We start from the raw sequence: 19,591 nt of genomic DNA on the forward strand, positions 1-19,591 counted from the left end.
TTGTTATTTTTCAAGATGTTTTTTTGCTTGTTCTTCAACTTATCTACAAACAATTGTCACCCCGCTAGATATTTATCACAATAAAAATAACAAAAGGTAAAGGTTTCTTTTCACAACCTTTACCTTAAATTATTTTACTTTTTTAATAGACTGTTAAAATTCACAAATATTTTCGCAGCATGGCTACGTTTTGTAGGAGCTTCAGGTAAAAATTCCCCTTCGTTCCCTCTAACCATATCAAGCTCATACAACATCGTTATTGCTTGTTTTGTTTCTTCATTATAGAAAGCAATATCAGTGAATGGTGCTTTTCCTTTTACAGCATAATGTTGCTTTTGTTTAGATTCATAGGCTCTATTTATCATTAATGCTAATTGAGCGCGAGTAACCGGCTGTCCTGGGTTAAACTTCCCATTCGTTCCCTTAATTAACCCATACGCATAAGCTGCTGCAATTTCTGACTGAGTACCAACGTCATAGTTTGCGATGTCTTTAAATGGTGCTTGTTCCTTCGTCGTTAAACCTAGGCTTCTAACAAGCATCGTAGCAGCCTGTGCTCGAGTAACATTTTGCTCAGGTCTAAACGTACCATCTGCGTAACCTTTCATAATACCTTCTTTAGCGGCCTTTAGAATATACTCCTTTGCCCAATGTTTTTCTATATCGGTAAAGGTTAAATTTCTCCCTGTAGTAAAAGTAACTGATGGACTTTGAACACTTTCATTACCAGCTGCATCAACTGCTTTAACAGCTATCGTGTATGCTGTATTCTCTGTTAAATTATCTAAAGTTATCGTCGTTGTCTCGGCATTTTGCGTAAATGTTAGCTTACTATTTACATATACGTTGTAACTAGTGACCCCTACATTATCTTTCGCTTCCTGCCAGCTTATTTTGACAGTTGTACTATCTTTCATACTTGCTTGAATAAATTTTGATACATCCCATAAAGAACTTGCTTTAATCGCTGGTAGAAATGCCTCGTTCGCTACTGCTTTATAGCCTGCTTCACTTAAATGAATATTTTCAGGATTTGGTAAATAGCTCGGAATATCTTTTGCTACAATATCGTATGTCGGTACAAAAACGGCACCCGATTTTTCAGCAGTTGTTTTTATCGTCGCATTCATAACCTTTAATAGCATTTTAAATTGTGTCTGTAAATCCTCGCTATAGTACGGAAAAGAATTATAATAGCCCATGACATAAACTTGAGCATTCGGATTAAGCTTCTTCACTTCTTCTAAAATAGCAGCAATATTTTTTATGGCCTCTTGGGAAGCTTTTAACATCATTGCTGCATTAATGCCCGTTATCTGGGACTCTTTTAAAATGGGTATTATATCATTGGCGCCAGCGGTTAGCGTAATAATCTCCGCTTCTTTAATAGATGTACGAAGCTTTACCTTCTCACTTTGATAACCGAATCCTACCACTGGCTTTTCCACATTATTTTGTATATCTTCTAATATGTTTTTCGTTGTGTAGCCCGAATAGGCAAATCCTTTATTATAAGAAGTAATGAAACCATCTTGCTGTAAAGCTTGTGCAACAAAATCTGTGTAACCTAACCCGATGATATCACCGTCATTCATACCGTGTGCTAAAGAATCGCCCAGTGCTACATAATCAGCTTGAACTACCCAACTTGGCGCTATGTTGTCTCTTTGTTCCTTTGCATTCACACCTATTGGTAGTACTACTAATTGACATACCAAAACACCGGCCGCTAAAAAACGAAATTTCTTTGATAATTGCATACACCCACTCCTCCAATTTTTACTAATTACTATTTTAATATAAATAGGGTAAAAATGGGTTAAACAAGAGGGGATATTTCACGATAACGTGTGGTTGATTTCCGTTCCGACTGATCGCTTTCCTCGTAGCGTCCAGTCTTTAACTTATATAAACTACATACGTTGTAACAAATGTCATCTACGAGCTAAAAATCATTTTTTACTCCAATTGAACCTTTCCATAAATACCGCCACCACCAACCTCAATGGCCAATTGCCCTGTTCTTGCTAAATCAATCATCTTGGCAATTTTGTACGGCACGATTTGTTCGAGTTGTTCTAGCGTAACCCGATGCAAGATGTTCATCTCTGTACCAAATGCTTGTACTAATCGTTCCATCATTTTTGGCCCCACTCCTGGAATAAAGTCTAGTGGTACTTGGTGAATATATGGCGGTCGTGCACGTTTATGTGTAACTTGCTCTGAAAGCTCCTTAATCCGTGTTGCAACACCTTTTATAATGTGCGTGCTTTCACAGTTTGTACAGATTGTTGCACAATTGCTAAGCTGCTCACCACATTTCGCACAGACAGTCTCATGGTATTTACCAAGCAAAGGATTTAAGCCATAATTGGCTGTTACTGCCCGACCTTGATGTTCATGAAGCGCCATCTTTAATTCTGTAAAATTTGCATTAGATAGTCTTAATTTTTGATACTCACGTGCAATTTTTCCAAGTGAATGAGCATCAGAGTTGCTGACAAATGTATATGCTTGCAGTTCTTTAATGTTACTCACCATTTCGGTATCGGAGCTCAAACCAAGCTCTATTGCATCTATAAGTTGAGGGTCGAATACTTCTGTTAAACTACGATGTACGCCTTTACCGAACAAACTTTTAAATGGTGTAAAAACATGAGCAGGAATAAAAAGCCCGCCTAATTCATGAACTTTTTGTTGTAATGTTCGACCATCACAATAAATGCGCTGAGAGCTTAAATGAATATTTTTCATATGATTAGACATCCATTTTGAAAATTCCCTCATATGCAGAAGTGTAGGAAAATAGGCAAGTACATGGATTGGTCCAAGGCAATGATGATCATAAATCTCTATTTCAGTACCTGGAATAAGAGTTGTTTCTTGAAAACGAAGCCCTCCTTGTTCTAGCTCCTTCAGTTCTCCTCGTTCGATCATCGCTGACATTTCATCCATTACTTCTGGTGAATGGCAATCAATAATCCCAATAATATCTAGTCCCTTTCTTGCACTTGAAGACTCTAAAATTCTTGCTAACGTTAACGTTTTACTGCCAGTAATTTTAACTGCACGACCACTTGAAGTACGCCCAATATGAATATGTAAATCTGCATAAAAATCTTGCATCATTGTCTCCCTCCTCCTACTTTTAGATGACATAAAAAAGCCTCACATTGCTGCAAGGCATGTTAATCTTAATTATGATGGATGATTGCTGTTAGTACTATTGTTTGATTCGAAAGCACCCGAGCCCTGCGATGATATTGACGAAGAATCATAGGCCACCAATGTCACTCCAATGTTCTTTTCTAGCTCATTAATTTTTTCAAGCTGTTGTTGATCTAATTGTGCAATCTTAATCTCTTCCATTTTCATCAAATCCTTTCATGAATAAAGTTCCCCAAATAAAAAACATATATACTAAAAAAATAATGACTGATTGTCAGTCATTATTCTTTGACTTTATTTCAGCTATTTTGTAACATAGTAAATAAGCAGGACAAAAGCGAGGGATTTCATGTCAAAAGAAGAGAAAATTATTCAAGCCGCAATTGAAGTTTTCCGTGAAAAAGGAATTGAAAAAACAAAGGTTTCAGATATCGTAAAAGCTGCAGGTATCGCGCAAGGGACATTTTATCTTTATTTCCCATCACGTCTTTCAGTTATGCCAGCCATTGCAAATGTTATGGTGGAAAAAATTATTGCTGCTATTAACGATGGGATTTCAAAACAGGAGCCATTCGCAAAGCAGCTAGAAAAAGTAGTAGATATTGTTTTTTCTCTAACAGAGGAATATCGAGATGTATTTGCACTTATCTATGCCGGTATTACACAAACTGAGCATATGAAAGAATGGGAAAATATATATGCCCCCTATTACGAATGGATGAATCATTTCTTGACTGAAGCTCAACAACAAGGAACGATACGCGCTTCTCTAAATACTACTCGTTCTTCTAAACTTATAATCGGTCTAGTAGAGTCTGCCGCTGAACAAATTTATTTGTATGATGATAGTGAAGAAGAAACAATTAGACTTCAAAAGCTTGAGCTCCTCGACTTTTTACATCATGCACTCGATTTACGTCACGCATAAGTGACGTTCTCTTTTATACTAAAAATGACTGAATGTCAGTCATAATAATAGGAAGGAATTTAACTATGCAAAAAGATTGGATTTATGTTGGATTAACTAGTTTATTTGAATTGTTTTGGATATTTGGTTTTAATGTTGCCGATTCTTGGTGGCATTGGGCTATTATTGTGGCCCTAATTGCATTGGATTTTCACTTCTTATCGAAGGCTTGTGAAAACCTACCTACTGGAACAGTTTACGCGACTTTTGCTGGGGTCGGTACAATTGGTACTACATTAATGGACATTTTTATTTTTGAAGGTGAGTTTAATGCTATTAAAGGAATTTTCATGTTTATTTTAGTACTGGGTGTTATTGGTCTTAATTTAGCTGATAACCCTTCAAAAGATCATGTTAAAGAGAAAGGAGCTAATGCATAATGGGTTGGATACTTGTTTTATTAGCGGCAATTTCGGAAATTGTCGGTGTTGTAGGTTTACGCTTTTATAGTCAGGAAAAAAATATACGAAATTTATTAATCTATCTAGGCGGCTTTGGGATGTCCTTTATGCTATTATATGCATCCTTTAACTATTTACAGTTAAGCATTGCCTATGTAGTTTGGGTTGGCATTGGTACAGTTGGTGCTGTTCTTGTGAATATTATATTCTTCGGAGAATCTAAAAACCTGACTCGAATTATTAGTATCATCGCTATCATCATTGGTGTGGCAGGATTAAAAGCAGTATCTTAATTTATGCTATTTTAATTCAAAGTATTGTGAGTGAGTGCTAAAGCCTAGTATGGCCTTTTGGCAAAGTGAAAGGTTGATCCCCGTTCCGACTAGACAGCAGTTCGTTTTTAATTATGATTTCCATCATATACTTTAAACGTTAGTCTATAACTAACAATTAAGCAAAATAAACATTTTGTGTTAACTATTTAATTTTATTAAGTTGACACAAAGTGTTTATTTTTTTACACTACTACTATTAGCATTACTTTTAGGGGTGAAATAATGACAACAGTTGCGGAACATACACATCACAAATTAAGAACTGTCGATCTTGCATACATTGGACTATTTTCAACATTAATGATGATAGGAGCTAATATCACGTCTATTGTACCTTTCATGATGATTGGTGGCGTACCTATCACAATGCAAACGTTTTTTGCTATTTTAGCAGGACTTATTCTTGGTAGTAGAAAAGGGGCACTCGCTTGTACCGTTTATATGTGCATAGGGTTAGCGGGTGCACCTGTATTTGCTCGTTTCAACGGAGGGTTTGGTCAAATTATTAGCCCTACTTTTGGTTTCATTGTTTCTTTCATATTAGCTGCATTTGTCGCGGGGCTTATTGTAGAACGTAGTGGAACGAAAAAAAGCTATGTGGTTGCTGCATTAGTGGCAACAGCCATTAATTACTTACTAGGAACAAATTGGATGTACTTTGCCTACAAGCTATGGGCTAGTGCTCCTGATGCTTTCACTTATAAAGTGGCATGGCTTTGGATGATGCCTCCTTTGCCAAAGGATATTATTTTAGCTATATTTGCAGGCATTTTTGCATACCGCCTTCAAAAAGTATTAAAAATAATTCCGATTAGATAAAGGCTTATCACCATAATGAGGGGTTGATTTCCGTTCCGGCTGGGCGCTTTGTAGCTGTCGCTTCGCTTTCGCTACAGAAAACATTTGTTGCTGCCGCTTCGCTTTCGCACAGAAAAAACATTTGTAGCTGCCGCTTCGCTTTCGCTACAGAAAATATTTGTTGCTGCCGCTTCGCTTTCGCACAGAAAAAACATTTGTTGCTGACGCTTCGCTTTCCCACAGAGCAAAGCTTCCTCGATGACTCCGATAAGTCGCTTGGCTCTTCTATCCGCCGCTCTATTTTAAATCCAACAAACAAAAAAATGTCCCATAAGTTTATCGCATACTTATGGGACATTTTTTTATTTTTAAACGTATTTTTTCATCCAGTTTAAGAAGTTATCAATAACTACATCTAGGAATTTAATTGTACCTTCATCTGTTAAATTGCCTTCTGTATCAAATTTAGTGTGTACTGCTCCAATATAAACGTCATTACCACTAAGTAATGGTGAATTTACTCCAGGTGAAAATAAAATATCTCGTAAATGTAATTGTGCTTTAACAGTACCTAAGTTACCCATTGATGCCCCCATCATGAATGATGGCTTGCCAATCATTACTTTATCAACGCGAGATAACCAATCGATGGCGTTAACCATAACACCTGGCACTGTACCATTATATTCTGGTGTCAACCAAAGAACTGCATCTGCAGATTTTACTTGTGCTTTAAAATCAAGTACAGGCTGTGGTGCCTCATTTTCGATATCTTGATTATACATTGGTAAATCGTTCAAACTTAATATTTCAAGATCAAATTTCTCTGTATAACGCTTTTGGATAAATTTTGCTAATTGCATATTATAAGATTCTTTACGGATACTACCTACGATTGCTACTACTTTCACAATATTCCTCCTAAATGTGCATTAATTTTATTATTTGTAGACAGTTTTATTTTATACCGCCCTAATAATAGGTTGCAAATTCCTCAACCGGTTTACGGTAACCACGCAAACGGCGACTACTTTCTTTTTCTTTACCTATAGTAATCATTAGTGCAATCTCATGTGTTTCTGGAATATTAAAAAGAGCTCTCATTTGTTGCTGATCAAAGCCGATCATTGGACATGTATCCCATCCACGATTTTTGGCCGCCAGCATAAATAACATAGCTGAAAGTGAAGCGTTACGAATTGCTTCCTCCTTCATAAATTCCTGGCCTCGTTCTTCATAAAATTTAGCGTTTTCATTGACGATATTTTCTAATTCACAAGCATTAATAATGCCTAAGTCTACCATCCCTTGATTAAGGTTAGCCGTATTTTTATAGGCTTCTTTATCTCCTAATACAAGGATAACCGCTGAGGCTGAATGTACTTTATATTGCCCGTATGCTGCTTCTCGTACTTTTTCTTTTTTTTCTTCATCTAATACAACGATATAGTTAGTATGTTGTAAATTAAAGGCGGAAGGAGCAAGCTTAACATCTTCCAAAATGGGACGTATATCTTCTTCGCTCATCTTGATATCCTCTATAAAGTTATTCGCAGAGCGACGCTTATCTATTAGCTTTGAAAATTCCATCTAACTGACCTCCACTCATATGTAATTTTCATTCAGCAGAGGCTTGAGTTACTCTGCTGAATGGGATAAAAAGTTTTACTCATATTCTTTATCGAACGTAATCGTACTTCTTACAGTGTCAATTGGACGGACAAGTTCTTCAATTTGTGCACGCTTTGGCTCTAAAAATGGTGGCAACGACAATTTTTCACCTAAAGTTTCATAAGGCTCATCACTCATAAACCCTGGGCCATCAGTAGCTAACTCAAATAAAATTTGGGGTGCTACCCGTGCATAAAGTGATTCAAAGAAGTGACGATTTACGTAACCTGAAGTATGGAAGCCAAAGCTTTCAAATCGTTCAGTCCATTCATTTAGTACAGTTCGATCCTCTACGCGGAATGCAGCATGATGTACTGTACCAAAGCCTTGACGAGCTACCGGTAGAACTGTGTTAAGCTCTACAACAATTTGTGCACCGTTTCCACCTTCACCAACCTCAAACAGATGGAAATCCCCTTCTTCATCGATTTCTGTAAAGAGCATCACTTTTTCTAGCATCTCTTTAAAATATTTAAAATTAGCAACTCTTACAAAAACCGGACCTAAGCCTGTAATTGCATATTCAAGAGGAATCGGTCCATCTTGCCATGGAGTGCCTGATGAAACACCTGTATTGTTTTCATCAGAAATAAGTTGATATTGCTGATCGTCAAAATCGACGAATGATAAAGTTTTCTTGCCAAATTGCTCTTTAATACCTGCATGTTTAACATTTAATCGATCGAAACGTTTTACCCAATAGTCCAATGCCGCATCTGTTGGCACGCGGAATGAAGTTTTAGAAATTTCATTTGTTCCATGCACACCTTTTGGAATGTTTGGAAAATCAAAAAATGTCATATCCGTGCCTGCGCTACCTTTATCATCTGCAAAAAATAAATGATATGTTTGGATATCATCCTGATTAACCGTTTTTTTCACTAATCGCATCCCTAATACATAAGTAAAAAATTTATAATTCTCTTCCGCACTACTTGTAATAGCGGTAACGTGGTGAATTCCTTTTAAATGATTCATTTTATGTCCCTCCTATTTATCTCGATTTCGAGATATTACATAAAGTTTTTTATTTATTAACTGCGTTCAAACCAACCTTTTTCAAAGACAGGGTCATTGTGTCCATCTCCTGTTGATCTAATACATCAAAAATCTCGTTAATTTTTTGTTCATGCTTCGGAAATATTTCTTCCATCAACGCTTGTCCTTCGCATGTTAATAAAACATATGTGACACGACGATCCCTTGGACAAGCACGTCGATAGACAAAATCTTTTTGTTCGAGCTTATCAATAACATACGTAATACTACTACTTGCAATTAAAATTTTCTTGCCAATTACTTGGATTGGTTGCTCACCGTGATGATATAAAAACTCAAGTACCGAAAATTCAGTTTGATTTAAATCGTATTGAAGTAAATCTCTCTTAGTTGCATCTTGAATCGTTTGATATGCTCGGAACAAGACCGTAAAAGCTTTTAAATTACGATTGTCTTCCTTCATACGACTCCCTCTTTCTATTTACTTCGAATTCAATTATCTTTAATTCGAGATAATAATAACATATAAGATGCTAATCAGCAATCCTTTTTACTGTAATCACAAAAAAGCATCCCCCTAAAATTAGGGGATGCCCTTTCATGTATAAATTATCGATTATTAATAGAAATGACGACCGCTGCCGTTTTGTTCAAAGGCAGCCTTTGCTAGACGAACTGTAGATACCGCCAAATCTGCATACGTCACTTTCTCAGTAGCATTGAATTTATTTTGCTGTCCATCAATTAGTCCCATTGCACTCGCTAAAGCAACATAACCTGCGTACGCTGGGTCAATTGAGCTTGCATCCGTAAAGTTTAATTTGTAAATGTCACTATGCTTAGCAGCACTCTCTAAATTTAGTACACGAACTAACCATTCGGCAAGCTCTTGACGAGTCAATGCTGTATCTACTGCAAATTGATCCGCCGGTTGTAAAATGCCCATTCTTACAGCTTGTTCAACGATTCCGTATAATGGGTGCTTTTTGTCAATGTTTTTGAAGGATTGCTTAACGTTGTCTTCTACATACGGATTGAAATCATATCCGTATGATAATGATTTAACTAAAATTTTCAAAGCTTCTCCTCTTGTTACGGCTGTATCAGCATTAAAGTTTGCTGGGTCTTTAACCTCTAACACATTTTGGTGTAATAAATAAGTTAATTCTCCTCCAGCTGTTGGATGCGAAATGGCAGGTTTTTCTTTCGTATCACCAACTTTTTGAAGCCATTCACCCGTTGTTGCATCAATACTATTGAACAAAATTCCATTATAAACCGGAGCGTATACTAAATCATAGTGGTGATTATCCTCGCCATCCTGTTTTGCATACTGTAGCTCCAATTTCAGCCCCTCATTAAATGTTGCTTTTGCTTTATCAGCAGGAATAGCTTTGTTTACAGACGGCCAATTATCAATCTTGCGATAATTAACATTTAAAGAACTTAATTTCCCATCAGCACTGATACCTACGGAAATTTCATCCCCTGCTACGGCAATGCCATTGACAATACGTGGGAAAGAGAAGTAATACTGTTTGTTGTCTTTATCATATATTGCATCTTCTAGTGGTTTTGAATAATTATGAATATATGACGGAGACCACTCTTTTAAGTAGTCTATCGCTTTTGCTAACGCAGCCTCTTTTGAAATTGGTTCTACTTTATCATCTGTCTGCATGAATTCTCTACTTGTATTCCAGTAGTTTATAATTTCACCTGTTGCTTTGTTCACTTCAAGTGAACTACCTGTGCCGTAATTACCGAGATCATACATATAATTCACATAATAGATTGTTTCGCCATTTTCATTTTCTCTTTCATTAACCGAATGAATTTGTAGCTTGGCTTTGTCTGTATCAACTTTTAAAATAGACTTAGCTAACTCTTCAACTTCTGCTAATGTAATACCATTTTTCTTAGGTGCAAGTGGTTGCGCTGCAAGTTTTTCTACACCTTTTGTCTTCGGTACTTGAGAAGTGAAACCATTCATTGTTTGCCACTGCCCATTTATTGCATGTACACCATTAAAGCTTGTTGGTGGCATATACACAAGCTTAGCAATCGCTTCGCCTGTTTGATAGTTATAGTCAACTATATAACGTAAGTCAACTGACAGTTTTTCACGAACCTGTGCAAGGATTTCTGACTCATTCTTTTTCTGATCTAAGTTATCAAAAGTAGCCTTGCTAGTTGGCCCAGCATTACGATACATACTTGTAACTTCACCATTTGCTAAAACTGTAATATGGATAAACTCATTACTAAGTAATACACCATTGTGTGTAGGCGAGTACATAAATGAATACGAAATTGGTTCAGATAGAGGTCTACTAAAACCAAAATCATCATATCTATGGTCTTCACGAAGCTTGTAATTCGCAGTGCTCGGCAATTTCTTTAGGAAGTCTTGGGCAACTTTCTTTGCTTCACCCTCTGAATATTTCACCGGGTACAATGCTTCCGCTATATTGACAGGCTGATAGGAGAAATTTTCCAATTCCAAATCTTCGCCTTTAAAAGTAAAATCACCATAAACGTCTTTGCCATTGATTGTTTTATTAAAGTTCAATTCATAGCGTATCGTTTTGTCATCATTAAAGTAATGCGCTTCCCCCATTGAAAAATCTTTCTCTGTTACAAAATTGAATTTGTCTGGGAATATTGTATTCAATTGCTTAATAAGCATACTTTTTGTTACTTTTGTTTCTGTTGAAGAAACTTGAATTGCAACTCTCTCTTGTGGTTCTTTTACATTTGCTGAAGCTTGTGCCATTGGCGAAAGTACACTAACAGAAAATGCAGTAGACGTTAATATGATACCTAACTTTTTAATTTTACCCAAAATATCCCTCCTAGATTATCATTTACCATAATTATAGTATAGATTACCATAAATGGATATGACATTTTCAGATTATTTAATTTTATTGGAAAATAGAATAGACATAGAGCTATTTTATCTTCATTCAGCAATGTTTTCTGTGCGAAAGCAAAGCGACAGCTACAATTACGCCAAGGCAAAATTGCTTGGTTGCTCCCTAAAAATCCTCATTTCTTGACTACATCAAAATTGGACCCAATTAATAACCAATTTTGAGGGAATGGTAGACCTAACTTCCAATAGCCTACCCCTCGGAGTCTGTACCGTTTGATTAAATCGAACTTCGCTTGAATGGATCTGGCATCTTCAAACCATACCACATGTGCTTTACCTTGCTCATCGTAGTATTCAAAGAACGGTGCTTGAGATCTCAAATCAAACTGAATAGCAGCATTATATTTCTTAGCAATCTCGATTGCTCTTTGCGGACTAACTGCTTCTGCATTAGGTCCCCCCTGCACAAAAGGCAATGTCCAGTTATACCCATATAAATTCTGTCCAAGTATAATTTTGTTCCGAGGTATCTCACTTACTGCATATTTAACAACCGCTTCTACCTCTGGAAGTGGCGATACTGCCATAGGGGGCCCTGCAGAATAGCCCCATTCATATGTCATTAACATAACAAAATCCACTATTTCTCCATGTGCTTTATAATCATGCCCCTCCGTCCACGGACCCCGCTCACTAGCACTTGTTTTCGGAGCTAGCGCTGTCGATACGGTATATCCCTGTGGATGGAATCGACTCACTGCTCTCCTTAAAAAATTGTTATACGCCTGTCGTTGATCGCCCGGCAAATTCTCAAAATCAAAATGAATATCTTTAACAGTTCCTAAACGCTTTGCCTCTTCAAGAATATTATTAAAGAGCAAATCCTGTACGGCTGTACTTTGAAAAATATCTCTCGCTAAATCGCCGCTAAAACTAAAATTCTCCAAATTCGAGATAACCATTGCTAGAGAAGCACCTGTATCATTTGCAATTTGTGCCACACCTTGACTCGGTGGCACCTTAAGCGTTCCATCTCGTCTTGCCTCATAGCTAAATAAAGCTAGATAAGTTAAAAATGGACCCGCTTCTCTTGCTTGACTTAGTAATGCCTCACTAACGAATGTCCCTCTCGGCTCTAAATATGCCAATGTTTCAGCTCTTGTTTTTGGTTGAGGTGGAATATAAAGTCGCATACCAATCGATAACGGTTGATTCGGATTAATATTGTTCACCTGAGCAAGTGTTAAATAATTAATGCCAAAGCGTTGGCCGATCGAATATAGACTATCTCCTGCCTGCACATAATAGAAATTTCCGACAATCGGTATTACAAGAGCTTGCCCTATAACTAATCGATTTGGTTCAGGAATTTGATTGGCATCTACAATATTTTGAACTGTTGTCCCATATGCCTGCGCAATACCCCATAAGGACTCCCCTGCCCGTACAACATGTATTTGAATATCAATGCCTCCTTCTTGCTTGATAAAATCACACCTGTAAAGCTTATGAATTAGGAAATGAAAAGATGTCATTACTCAGTAAGAATAGATTCCCTAAAACGAAAAAAGATCCATCGCTTATTCTAACGAAAGGACCTTTTTTAGTGAGCAAGCGTCTAACCGCTTCCTCTATATTTGTCGTTGCTGATGCTTCATTTTTCACTACTGATCAACTCTCACTTTATTGTATATCCGATTTAATCATTTCAAATAATAACGGTACATTTGTTCCGCGTTGTAACGAATTACAGCCCTCCATTAAAAATGACCAACTCATTTTCATTTTATCTTTATACGGTAGCTCTGGGTTAACTGGGAGATATTCTTTTAAAAACTCTTCTATGGAGCTCGATAAACTTTCCATAAATTCATCGGCCTTTTGCACCTTTTCCGTCGCTATTTCATTACGCTCATTCCATAGTACATGCTCTAAGTTTGTAGAAAAATAGAATAGCTGATACGGTATTCTTAATCGATGAATGCTAAAATGATCATTTGCCATTAGGATTTTAGCATTATTCGCCTTCATTTCATTTCGTTGTTCGATTTGTTCCTTACGCTTCTCTGATTTCACTAATATTGCATCTTCTGTATAGAATAAATTTTGCTCAATATCTCCCTTCACCCTGACAAATTCAGGGGCTATGAAACAACCGTCTGCATCAGTAATATGAACGACAGCGGTTAAATCCTTCGCTAAAAACTTATACTTCTCCAAATAGTTCTGAATCACTCGTGTCACACTATTTTTAATATTAGGTATCCGTTTATTAGCATCCCATTTCGTTAAAATATCTTCCCGTTGTACATCGAAGCGAATCGTTGAATTTGCAAAATGTTCATCTAGAAAATCCTCTAAAATAATTTGCTCCGTTTGCCCTTCCACAATAATTAAAAGAACTTTTTTAGTCACGCTGGACACCCGCTTTTCTAAAGGCACGCTTAATTTTAAATGTCTTTGTTTCTTTATAAACATCTTCATCCTGTCCGCCCAACTGAATCGCACGTAAATAAACATCTCGAGCATTATTTACCTCTTTAATACCCTTTAGCTGTATATAACGACGATCCTCATTCGTTGTCGTAAACCATAAGTTTTTAATAGCTAGCACCTCTAACACACGTAAATTATGAGATGTAAAAATAAGTTGACCTTTTCCGCCCTCATCAATCACTGTTAACAACTCGCCTAACAAATATTCAAAAACACCAGAATCTAATTCATCTATTACGACACAAGCATTTGGGTTATTATAAACCCCAATGAGCACACTGAGTACAGATATAATTTTCAAAATCCCTTCTGACTCTGTCCTTAACGGTAATTCGCGCTCCCCTCGTTGCGATAAAAATTCAAAACGTATTCCTTTTTCCCCATTATCCATAGTTTGTTTTGTAAGTACATTAATCTTTATAGAGAGACCTGGAATAATCGCTGATAATACTTGATTACTTTGCTCTATTACTTCACATAACACGTAAAATGCGTCCTCTGGCAATAATGCTGGCCCCTTCAAATTGTAAGGGATAGAACCACGAGTTTTTTCGAGATGGATGCTAAAAGGCATACTGCGCTCTTCAAATAATGGTGCGATATTTTGATTGTTAACAACATGTAAATCACGATTAAAATCTATTGCTAAATTATGAAGCAATTGCATTTCTAACTCCGACAACCTATCCTCTAATAACGGCTTTAAATCTTTGTGAAAGACAAAGGACATATATTGTTTTTTAGACAATTGATGAATGACTAGTAATTGGATACGCATTTTTTCATTCATATCAGACAGATATACTTTACGTAGTTGTATGTCTTTCTCTGTAACATTAATTAAAATCTTTGAACGCTTCCCTTTCTCGTTTTCTCTGTAAGCTACACGTTCAAGCGTTGTGTACAGTCTGTTTCCATCTTCTTGTAACTCTACATAATAATTGAGAAAAAATGTGCCGAATTGATTTTCTACTAGAAACTCGAACTCAATACTTGCCGTATCCTCCCCTGCCATAATTAATTTCTTTTCCTGAGATGGTAATTTAATTTCAGCCATCCAACCGGAGATAAGTGCCTTTAACAAGCCGAATGCATCAACAATAGTTGTTTTTCCAGAACCGTTCTGTCCGTATAAACCTACAACATTTGGCTTAAGGAATGTCTCGAAATTTACCGCTAATATAATTTCACCATGACGTACATTTCGTAAATTTTGTACTTTTATTTTCTTGATTTTTATAATAGGCATTTATATAAACATCCTTTAATACTATTTTCTTCTATTATAATTAAATTTGATATATTTTATAACATTTTCTATTTTAACAACTATACTATATCGATCATTCTTCTAGTTTAATGCCTATGACAATCCTAATAGTAGGCATATGTTAGAAAAAAACGAAGAAAGGTGTGTTTCATTGATCAATCCTGGATTTAATCCCGAAGATCTTGATGTTAACATTCCGTTTCACCCTACTATGCCTTCTGGTAGCCCATATCCATCTTTAAACCCATCACCGTATCCGACACAACCTCCGCAGCCACGTCCACCACAACCATATCCACCACGTCCTCCGCAACCACGCCCACCACAACCATATCCACCACGTCCTCCGCAACCACGCCCACCACAACCATATCCACCACGTCCTCCGCAGCCATATCCGCCACAACCATACCCACCACGTCCTCCGCAGCCATATCCACCACAACCATACCCACCACGTCCTCCGCAGCCATATCCACCACAACCATACCCACCACGTCCGATGCCATATCCGCCACAACCATATCCACCACGTCCGATGCCATTCCCAGGCGGACAATATCCTGGCTTACCAGGTTTACCAGGCTTTAACCTACCAGGCATGTAGATTTGCATATTGGAAGTCCAAGAGAATGACTGTAGCAAAAAAGGCTATCCAGAAGTTCAAATACGAACAAATGGATTGCCTTTTTATTGTTTAATAGGGCAGGAAGTGAAAACATGACTATAAAATTTTCAGCCATCCTACATATTCGCTCATTTAATGAGCAAAGTATAGGAGAGGTGCAACTATGTTTAACGTAAAAAAAATAACTTTATGTATGATTAGCCTAATATTAATTAATTTGAGCATTGTAGCTTCTTTCGATGCAAAAGAATCGAGTAGATCAAATGGACTTAAAGCCCAAATAAAAGGTCTAGAAAATCGTTTAAAAAGCCTTGAGCCGATAAAACCCCAAACAATTGCTGATCCTCCTTTTCCAGAATTATCTCCCCCATCAAAATTTGTTACACTTTCACAGGTGATAGAGAATGGCAATACAATTCCGTATGAAGTGATCGTCAATAATCCTGGCTACAAGAGACCGGCTTATGAAAAATATTGGCATAGCTCAATCGGTCGGTGGAGCTATGTTCCAACTAGAATTCATTATGCACTGCATCGACTATTTACGAATTACGATATTGCTCTCTCTGAATGGTACGACTTTGAACAAAATATGGGATTCACGATTCCAATGTTTCAAAATAAAACGGATTTAGATTTATATATTGTCGCGTTCCAAACTGATATTACAGCAGTTTATACATTGGGGAATCAGGTGGTCATTGTTGGAAACCCGAGAAGAACCGGTGTTCAAGTGATTACTATAAAAACAAGCGCTATACATCCCTCAAATACCGAAGAATCTTTACTTGTACAATTATCAACTCAAGCAGGAGAAGAAATAGATTATGCTCTAATCTCTTATATTTCCCCTGATTTTAGGCTGAAGCAAAAAGAATAACTTTAAGCTACTTTTCGGATTTTTTTTTAGCAGGTTTGTATCTTTATCAGCAGTTGTTGGAAGTTTATCAGCGATTGTTGAAGGTTTATCAGCGATTGTTGGGGGTTTATCAGCGATTATTGAAGGTTTATCAGCGATTGTTGGGGGTTTATCAGCGATTATTGAAGGTTTATCAGCGATTGTGCTGTTTTTATAGTCAAGTCCTTAATATTGTGTAAAATTCTATACAAAGTTTTTCAACCCTGATTTTAGTTTTCCTGAGTTTTACAGCTCGCATTGGAATTCGCCACTAAAACTTTGAGTTTCGCCGCCAACCACGCAAAGAACGCCGCTAAACTATAAAGTTTCGCTGCTAACAAGCTTTTTATCAGCGATTGTCGGGGGTTTATCAGCGATTGCGCTGTTTTTATAGTCAAGTCCTTAATATTGTGTAAAATTCTATACAAAGTTTTTCAACCTTGATTTTAGTTTCCCTAAATTTCACAGCTTATGTTGGAATTCACCGCTAAAACTTTGAGTTTCGCCGCCAACTAAGTAATGAACGCCGCTAAACCATAGAATTGCGCCGCCAACCACGCAAAGAACGCCGCTAAACTATAAAGTTTCGCTGCTAACAGGCTTTTTATCAGCGATTGTCGGAGGTTTATCAGCGATTTTACTGTTTTTATCAGCAGTTGTCCATATTTTACCATCAATTACTAAAAAATATTCGCTAAACATAAAAAAATCACTTCTCAAATGGAGAAGTGATTTTTTTGGTTAGAGCCGTTGATTACATCATTCCTGGCATGCCGCCCATACCAGACATATCTGGCATTGCCGGAGCTGCTTCTGGGATGTCTGCTACAACTGCTTCTGTTGTTAAGAATAGAGCTGCTACAGATGCTGCGTTTTGTAGAGCTGAGCGAGTTACTTTCGCTGGGTCTACTACGCCCGCTTCAATCATGTTTACCCATTCGCCTGTTGCAGCGTTGAAGCCTACACCGATTTCTTCGCGTTTTAGGCGATCCACAATAATTGAGCCTTCAAGACCAGCGTTGTTTGCGATTTGACGGACTGGTTCTTCTAAAGCACGTAGAACAATTTTCACACCAGTTGCTACGTCGCCTTCTTCTGCATCTGCCACTTTTTCAACTGCTGCATATACGTTAAGAAGTGCCGTACCACCACCTGATACGATACCTTCTTCAACTGCTGCACGAGTTGAGTTCAGAGCATCTTCAATGCGTAGTTTGCGTTCTTTTAGTTCTGTTTCTGTTGCAGCACCAACTTTGATTACTGCTACACCACCTGCTAATTTTGCAAGGCGTTCTTGTAGTTTTTCTTTATCGAATTCTGAAGTTGTTTCAGCAAGCTGAGCACGGATTTGACCAATACGGCCTTCGATTGCATCTGCACCGCCAACACCTTCTACGATTGTTGTATTGTCTTTTGTAACAACAACTTTCGCAGCGCGACCAAGTGATGTAATATCAGCTGATTTAAGGTCTAAGCCTAATTCTTCTGTAATTACTTGACCACCTGTTAAAATTGCGATATCTTCAAGCATTGCTTTACGACGGTCACCAAATCCTGGCGCTTTAACCGCTACAGCATTGAATGTACCACGAAGCTTGTTCACTACAAGTGTTGCAAGAGCTTCACCTTCAACATCTTCAGCGATGATTAATAGTGGACGACCTTGTTGTACCACTTGTTCCAATAATGGTAATACTTCTTGAATGTTTGTAATTTTTTTATCAGTAATTAAAATGTATGGGTTATCTAATACCGCTTCCATTTTATCTGTATCTGTTACCATGTAGTGTGATGCATAACCACGGTCGAATTGCATACCTTCAACTACATCAAGCTCTGTTGTGAAGCCTTTAGATTCTTCAATTGTGATAACACCATCGTTACCCACACGTTCCATTGCTTCTGCAATTAATTGTCCTACTTCATCATCAGCAGCAGAGATTGCCGCAACTTGTGCGATTTCTTCTTTGTTGCTAACTGGACGAGAAATAGCGTGTAATTCTGTAAGGGCTGCTGCAACTGCTTTATCGATCCCTTTACGAATGCCTACAGGGTTTGCACCAGCTGTAACGTTTTTCAAGCCTTCACGAATAATTGCTTGTGCTAATACTGTTGCAGTTGTTGTACCGTCACCAGCGATTTCATTTGTTTTAGAAGCAACTTCTGCTACTAATTTTGCCCCCATGTTTTCGAATGGGTTTTCTAACTCGATTTCTTTTGCAATTGTTACACCATCGTTTGTAATAAGTGGTGAACCGAATTTTTTTTCTAAAACTACGTTACGACCTTTAGGCCCTAATGTAATTTTTACTGCGTTTGCTAATTTATCTACACCTTGTAACATTAATGAACGAGCGTCTTCTGAGAATTTAATATCTTTTGCCATTTGAATTTACCCTCCTGAAATGGAATATTCGTTAAGCTTCATCAATATATTTATAAGAAATTTTCGCCATACAGTCATTGCCATCTATCTGTGACAATTACTAGGCATTTACTTTCAAAGGGATTATCACTAAAACGTGTATGGTTGATTTTCGTTCCGACTGGGCACACTTCACTCGTGTTGCTCGCACCGGGGTCTAAAATCTATATAGCTGATCCCCTAGGAGTCGCCCAGCCTCCACTTCAATCAACTTATAAAATGTGATGAATCTTTAAAAGTTTTAATTTATTCAATAATTGCAAGAATATCGCTTTCGCGTAAAATTAGGTATTCATTACCTTCATATTTAACTTCTGTACCAGAGTATTTAGAGAAAATAATGCGGTCGTCAACTTTTACGTCAAGCTCTACACGTTGCCCGTTCTCTAAAATGCGACCCGTCCCAACTGCTACAACTTTACCTTCTTGCGGTTTTTCTTTTGCAGAGTCTGGCAGTACAATACCGAATGCAGATTTTTCTTCTACCTCGATTAGTTCGATTACAATACGATCTCCTAGTGGTCTTAACAAGTGAAACAACCTCCTATAATTAATTATATACTTGAAAGTTTATTAGCACTCTATCTAGTCGAGTGCTAATACAATTATTATGATAATCAATCACACTTTTTTTTGCAAGTCAGAACTTCGAAAAAT

Annotated in this window: 20 protein-coding genes; 5 read left to right on the forward strand and 15 right to left on the reverse strand. The window is 37.3% G+C overall.

The features are described 5' to 3' along the window. Nucleotides 1–134 precede the first annotated feature (134 nt). The 3 genes from ACIQ7N_RS17250 to ACIQ7N_RS17260 all read right to left on the reverse strand — a co-directional run bounded on the left by ACIQ7N_RS17250 (nt 135) and on the right by ACIQ7N_RS17260 (nt 3,369). Nucleotides 135–1,760 carry an S-layer homology domain-containing protein gene (locus ACIQ7N_RS17250; protein WP_402934287.1) on the reverse strand — a complete coding sequence of 542 codons (1,626 nt, stop codon included), beginning with the start codon at nt 1,758–1,760 and terminating at the stop codon, nt 135–137. Between the two features lie 199 nt (nt 1,761–1,959). Further along, nucleotides 1,960–3,126 carry an endonuclease Q family protein gene (locus ACIQ7N_RS17255; RefSeq protein ID WP_402934326.1) on the reverse strand — a complete coding sequence of 389 codons (1,167 nt, stop codon included), beginning with the start codon at nt 3,124–3,126 and terminating at the stop codon, nt 1,960–1,962. 72 nt (nt 3,127–3,198) lie between these two features. After that, complete coding sequence (locus tag ACIQ7N_RS17260; protein WP_402934288.1) at nt 3,199–3,369, reverse strand: hypothetical protein; 171 nt, start codon at nt 3,367–3,369, stop codon at nt 3,199–3,201. 148 nt (nt 3,370–3,517) lie between these two features. Here ACIQ7N_RS17260 and ACIQ7N_RS17265 point away from each other — a divergent pair, with 148 nt between their 5' ends. The 4 genes from ACIQ7N_RS17265 to ACIQ7N_RS17280 all read left to right on the forward strand — a co-directional run bounded on the left by ACIQ7N_RS17265 (nt 3,518) and on the right by ACIQ7N_RS17280 (nt 5,690). After that, nucleotides 3,518–4,096, forward strand: coding sequence for a TetR/AcrR family transcriptional regulator (locus tag ACIQ7N_RS17265; RefSeq protein WP_248717258.1), 579 nt, complete (start codon nt 3,518–3,520; stop codon nt 4,094–4,096). Nucleotides 4,097–4,161: 65 nt separating this feature from the next. Next, nucleotides 4,162–4,515, forward strand: a complete 354-nt coding sequence (locus tag ACIQ7N_RS17270) for a DMT family transporter (RefSeq protein ID WP_248717259.1) — start codon at nt 4,162–4,164, stop codon at nt 4,513–4,515. Continuing rightward, entirely contained in the window at nt 4,515–4,829 is a 315-nt protein-coding gene (locus ACIQ7N_RS17275; RefSeq protein WP_142510311.1) for a DMT family transporter, read from the forward strand. Before ACIQ7N_RS17270 ends, ACIQ7N_RS17275 begins: the two co-directional genes overlap by 1 nt. A 264-nt stretch (nt 4,830–5,093) precedes the next feature. Continuing rightward, nucleotides 5,094–5,690, forward strand: coding sequence for a biotin transporter BioY (locus tag ACIQ7N_RS17280; RefSeq protein WP_402934292.1), 597 nt, complete (start codon nt 5,094–5,096; stop codon nt 5,688–5,690). A 347-nt stretch (nt 5,691–6,037) separates the two neighbouring features. Here the strand turns inward: ACIQ7N_RS17280 and ACIQ7N_RS17285 are convergent, their stop codons facing one another. The 9 genes from ACIQ7N_RS17285 to ACIQ7N_RS17325 all read right to left on the reverse strand — a co-directional run bounded on the left by ACIQ7N_RS17285 (nt 6,038) and on the right by ACIQ7N_RS17325 (nt 15,598). Continuing rightward, nucleotides 6,038–6,580, reverse strand: a complete 543-nt coding sequence (locus tag ACIQ7N_RS17285; RefSeq protein WP_402934294.1) for an NADPH-dependent FMN reductase — start codon at nt 6,578–6,580, stop codon at nt 6,038–6,040. Between the two features lie 61 nt (nt 6,581–6,641). After that, nucleotides 6,642–7,259 (reverse strand): nitroreductase family protein, encoded by a 618-nt coding sequence (locus tag ACIQ7N_RS17290; protein ID WP_248717263.1) that lies wholly within the window; start codon nt 7,257–7,259, stop codon nt 6,642–6,644. 75 nt (nt 7,260–7,334) lie between these two features. Continuing rightward, nucleotides 7,335–8,318 carry a ring-cleaving dioxygenase gene (locus ACIQ7N_RS17295; protein WP_402934296.1) on the reverse strand — a complete coding sequence of 328 codons (984 nt, stop codon included), beginning with the start codon at nt 8,316–8,318 and terminating at the stop codon, nt 7,335–7,337. A gap of 49 nt (nt 8,319–8,367) precedes the next feature. Then, complete coding sequence (locus ACIQ7N_RS17300) at nt 8,368–8,802, reverse strand: MarR family winged helix-turn-helix transcriptional regulator (RefSeq protein WP_402934297.1); 435 nt, start codon at nt 8,800–8,802, stop codon at nt 8,368–8,370. Nucleotides 8,803–8,958: 156 nt separating this feature from the next. After that, entirely contained in the window at nt 8,959–11,184 is a 2,226-nt protein-coding gene (locus ACIQ7N_RS17305; protein ID WP_402934299.1) for an S-layer homology domain-containing protein, read from the reverse strand. A gap of 206 nt (nt 11,185–11,390) precedes the next feature. Continuing rightward, nucleotides 11,391–12,563: a glycosyl hydrolase family 18 protein gene (locus ACIQ7N_RS17310; RefSeq protein WP_419150319.1), complete on the reverse strand. Its 1,173-nt coding sequence runs from the start codon at nt 12,561–12,563 to the stop codon at nt 11,391–11,393. 337 nt (nt 12,564–12,900) lie between these two features. Continuing rightward, nucleotides 12,901–13,632, reverse strand: a complete 732-nt coding sequence (locus ACIQ7N_RS17315; RefSeq protein ID WP_402934301.1) for a hypothetical protein — start codon at nt 13,630–13,632, stop codon at nt 12,901–12,903. Beyond that, nucleotides 13,625–14,962, reverse strand: a complete 1,338-nt coding sequence (locus ACIQ7N_RS17320) for an AAA family ATPase (RefSeq protein WP_402934304.1) — start codon at nt 14,960–14,962, stop codon at nt 13,625–13,627. The genes ACIQ7N_RS17315 and ACIQ7N_RS17320 overlap by 8 nt, the downstream gene beginning before the upstream one ends. 222 nt (nt 14,963–15,184) lie before the next feature. Further along, nucleotides 15,185–15,598, reverse strand: coding sequence for a hypothetical protein (locus ACIQ7N_RS17325; RefSeq protein WP_402934305.1), 414 nt, complete (start codon nt 15,596–15,598; stop codon nt 15,185–15,187). A gap of 176 nt (nt 15,599–15,774) precedes the next feature. Here ACIQ7N_RS17325 and ACIQ7N_RS17330 point away from each other — a divergent pair, with 176 nt between their 5' ends. Beyond that, on the forward strand, nt 15,775–16,491 hold the full coding sequence (locus ACIQ7N_RS17330; protein WP_402934307.1) for a hypothetical protein: 717 nt from the start codon (nt 15,775–15,777) through the stop codon (nt 16,489–16,491). 594 nt (nt 16,492–17,085) lie between these two features. Here ACIQ7N_RS17330 and ACIQ7N_RS17335 read toward each other — a convergent pair. The 3 genes from ACIQ7N_RS17335 to groES form a co-directional block, all read right to left on the reverse strand. Then, entirely contained in the window at nt 17,086–17,211 is a 126-nt protein-coding gene (locus ACIQ7N_RS17335; RefSeq protein ID WP_402934309.1) for a hypothetical protein, read from the reverse strand. A 52-nt stretch (nt 17,212–17,263) separates the two neighbouring features. Continuing rightward, nucleotides 17,264–18,895 (reverse strand): chaperonin GroEL, encoded by a 1,632-nt coding sequence (gene groL, locus ACIQ7N_RS17340; RefSeq protein WP_132364227.1) that lies wholly within the window; start codon nt 18,893–18,895, stop codon nt 17,264–17,266. Nucleotides 18,896–19,180: 285 nt separating this feature from the next. Continuing rightward, nucleotides 19,181–19,465, reverse strand: coding sequence for a co-chaperone GroES (gene groES / locus ACIQ7N_RS17345; RefSeq protein ID WP_049667833.1), 285 nt, complete (start codon nt 19,463–19,465; stop codon nt 19,181–19,183). Between the last annotated feature and the right edge of the window lie 126 nt (nt 19,466–19,591).

It is taken from the genome of Lysinibacillus sp. NPDC095746 (genome assembly GCF_044763535.1).
Taxonomy (GTDB): domain Bacteria; phylum Bacillota; class Bacilli; order Bacillales_A; family Planococcaceae; genus Lysinibacillus.

Bases quoted from the DNA above. Each gene is read 5' to 3' on its own strand.
- ACIQ7N_RS17320 (WP_402934304.1), bottom strand. From the start codon at position 14,962: ATGCCTATTATAAAAATCAAGAAAATAAAAGTACAAAATTTACGAAAT.
- ACIQ7N_RS17255 (WP_402934326.1), bottom strand. From the start codon at position 3,126: ATGCAAGATTTTTATGCAGATTTACATATTCATATTGGGCGTACTTCA.
- ACIQ7N_RS17290 (WP_248717263.1), bottom strand. From the start codon at position 7,259: ATGGAATTTTCAAAGCTAATAGATAAGCGTCGCTCTGCGAATAACTTT.
- groL (WP_132364227.1), bottom strand. From the start codon at position 18,895: ATGGCAAAAGATATTAAATTCTCAGAAGACGCTCGTTCATTAATGTTA.
- ACIQ7N_RS17325 (WP_402934305.1), bottom strand. From the start codon at position 15,598: ATGCAAATCTACATGCCTGGTAGGTTAAAGCCTGGTAAACCTGGTAAG.
- ACIQ7N_RS17250 (WP_402934287.1), bottom strand. From the start codon at position 1,760: ATGCAATTATCAAAGAAATTTCGTTTTTTAGCGGCCGGTGTTTTGGTA.
- ACIQ7N_RS17300 (WP_402934297.1), bottom strand. From the start codon at position 8,802: ATGAAGGAAGACAATCGTAATTTAAAAGCTTTTACGGTCTTGTTCCGA.
- ACIQ7N_RS17265 (WP_248717258.1), top strand. From the start codon at position 3,518: ATGTCAAAAGAAGAGAAAATTATTCAAGCCGCAATTGAAGTTTTCCGT.
- ACIQ7N_RS17260 (WP_402934288.1), bottom strand. From the start codon at position 3,369: ATGGAAGAGATTAAGATTGCACAATTAGATCAACAACAGCTTGAAAAA.
- ACIQ7N_RS17335 (WP_402934309.1), bottom strand. From the start codon at position 17,211: ATGTTTAGCGAATATTTTTTAGTAATTGATGGTAAAATATGGACAACT.
- ACIQ7N_RS17280 (WP_402934292.1), top strand. From the start codon at position 5,094: ATGACAACAGTTGCGGAACATACACATCACAAATTAAGAACTGTCGAT.
- ACIQ7N_RS17295 (WP_402934296.1), bottom strand. From the start codon at position 8,318: ATGAATCATTTAAAAGGAATTCACCACGTTACCGCTATTACAAGTAGT.
- ACIQ7N_RS17275 (WP_142510311.1), top strand. From the start codon at position 4,515: ATGGGTTGGATACTTGTTTTATTAGCGGCAATTTCGGAAATTGTCGGT.
- ACIQ7N_RS17330 (WP_402934307.1), top strand. From the start codon at position 15,775: ATGTTTAACGTAAAAAAAATAACTTTATGTATGATTAGCCTAATATTA.
- ACIQ7N_RS17270 (WP_248717259.1), top strand. From the start codon at position 4,162: ATGCAAAAAGATTGGATTTATGTTGGATTAACTAGTTTATTTGAATTG.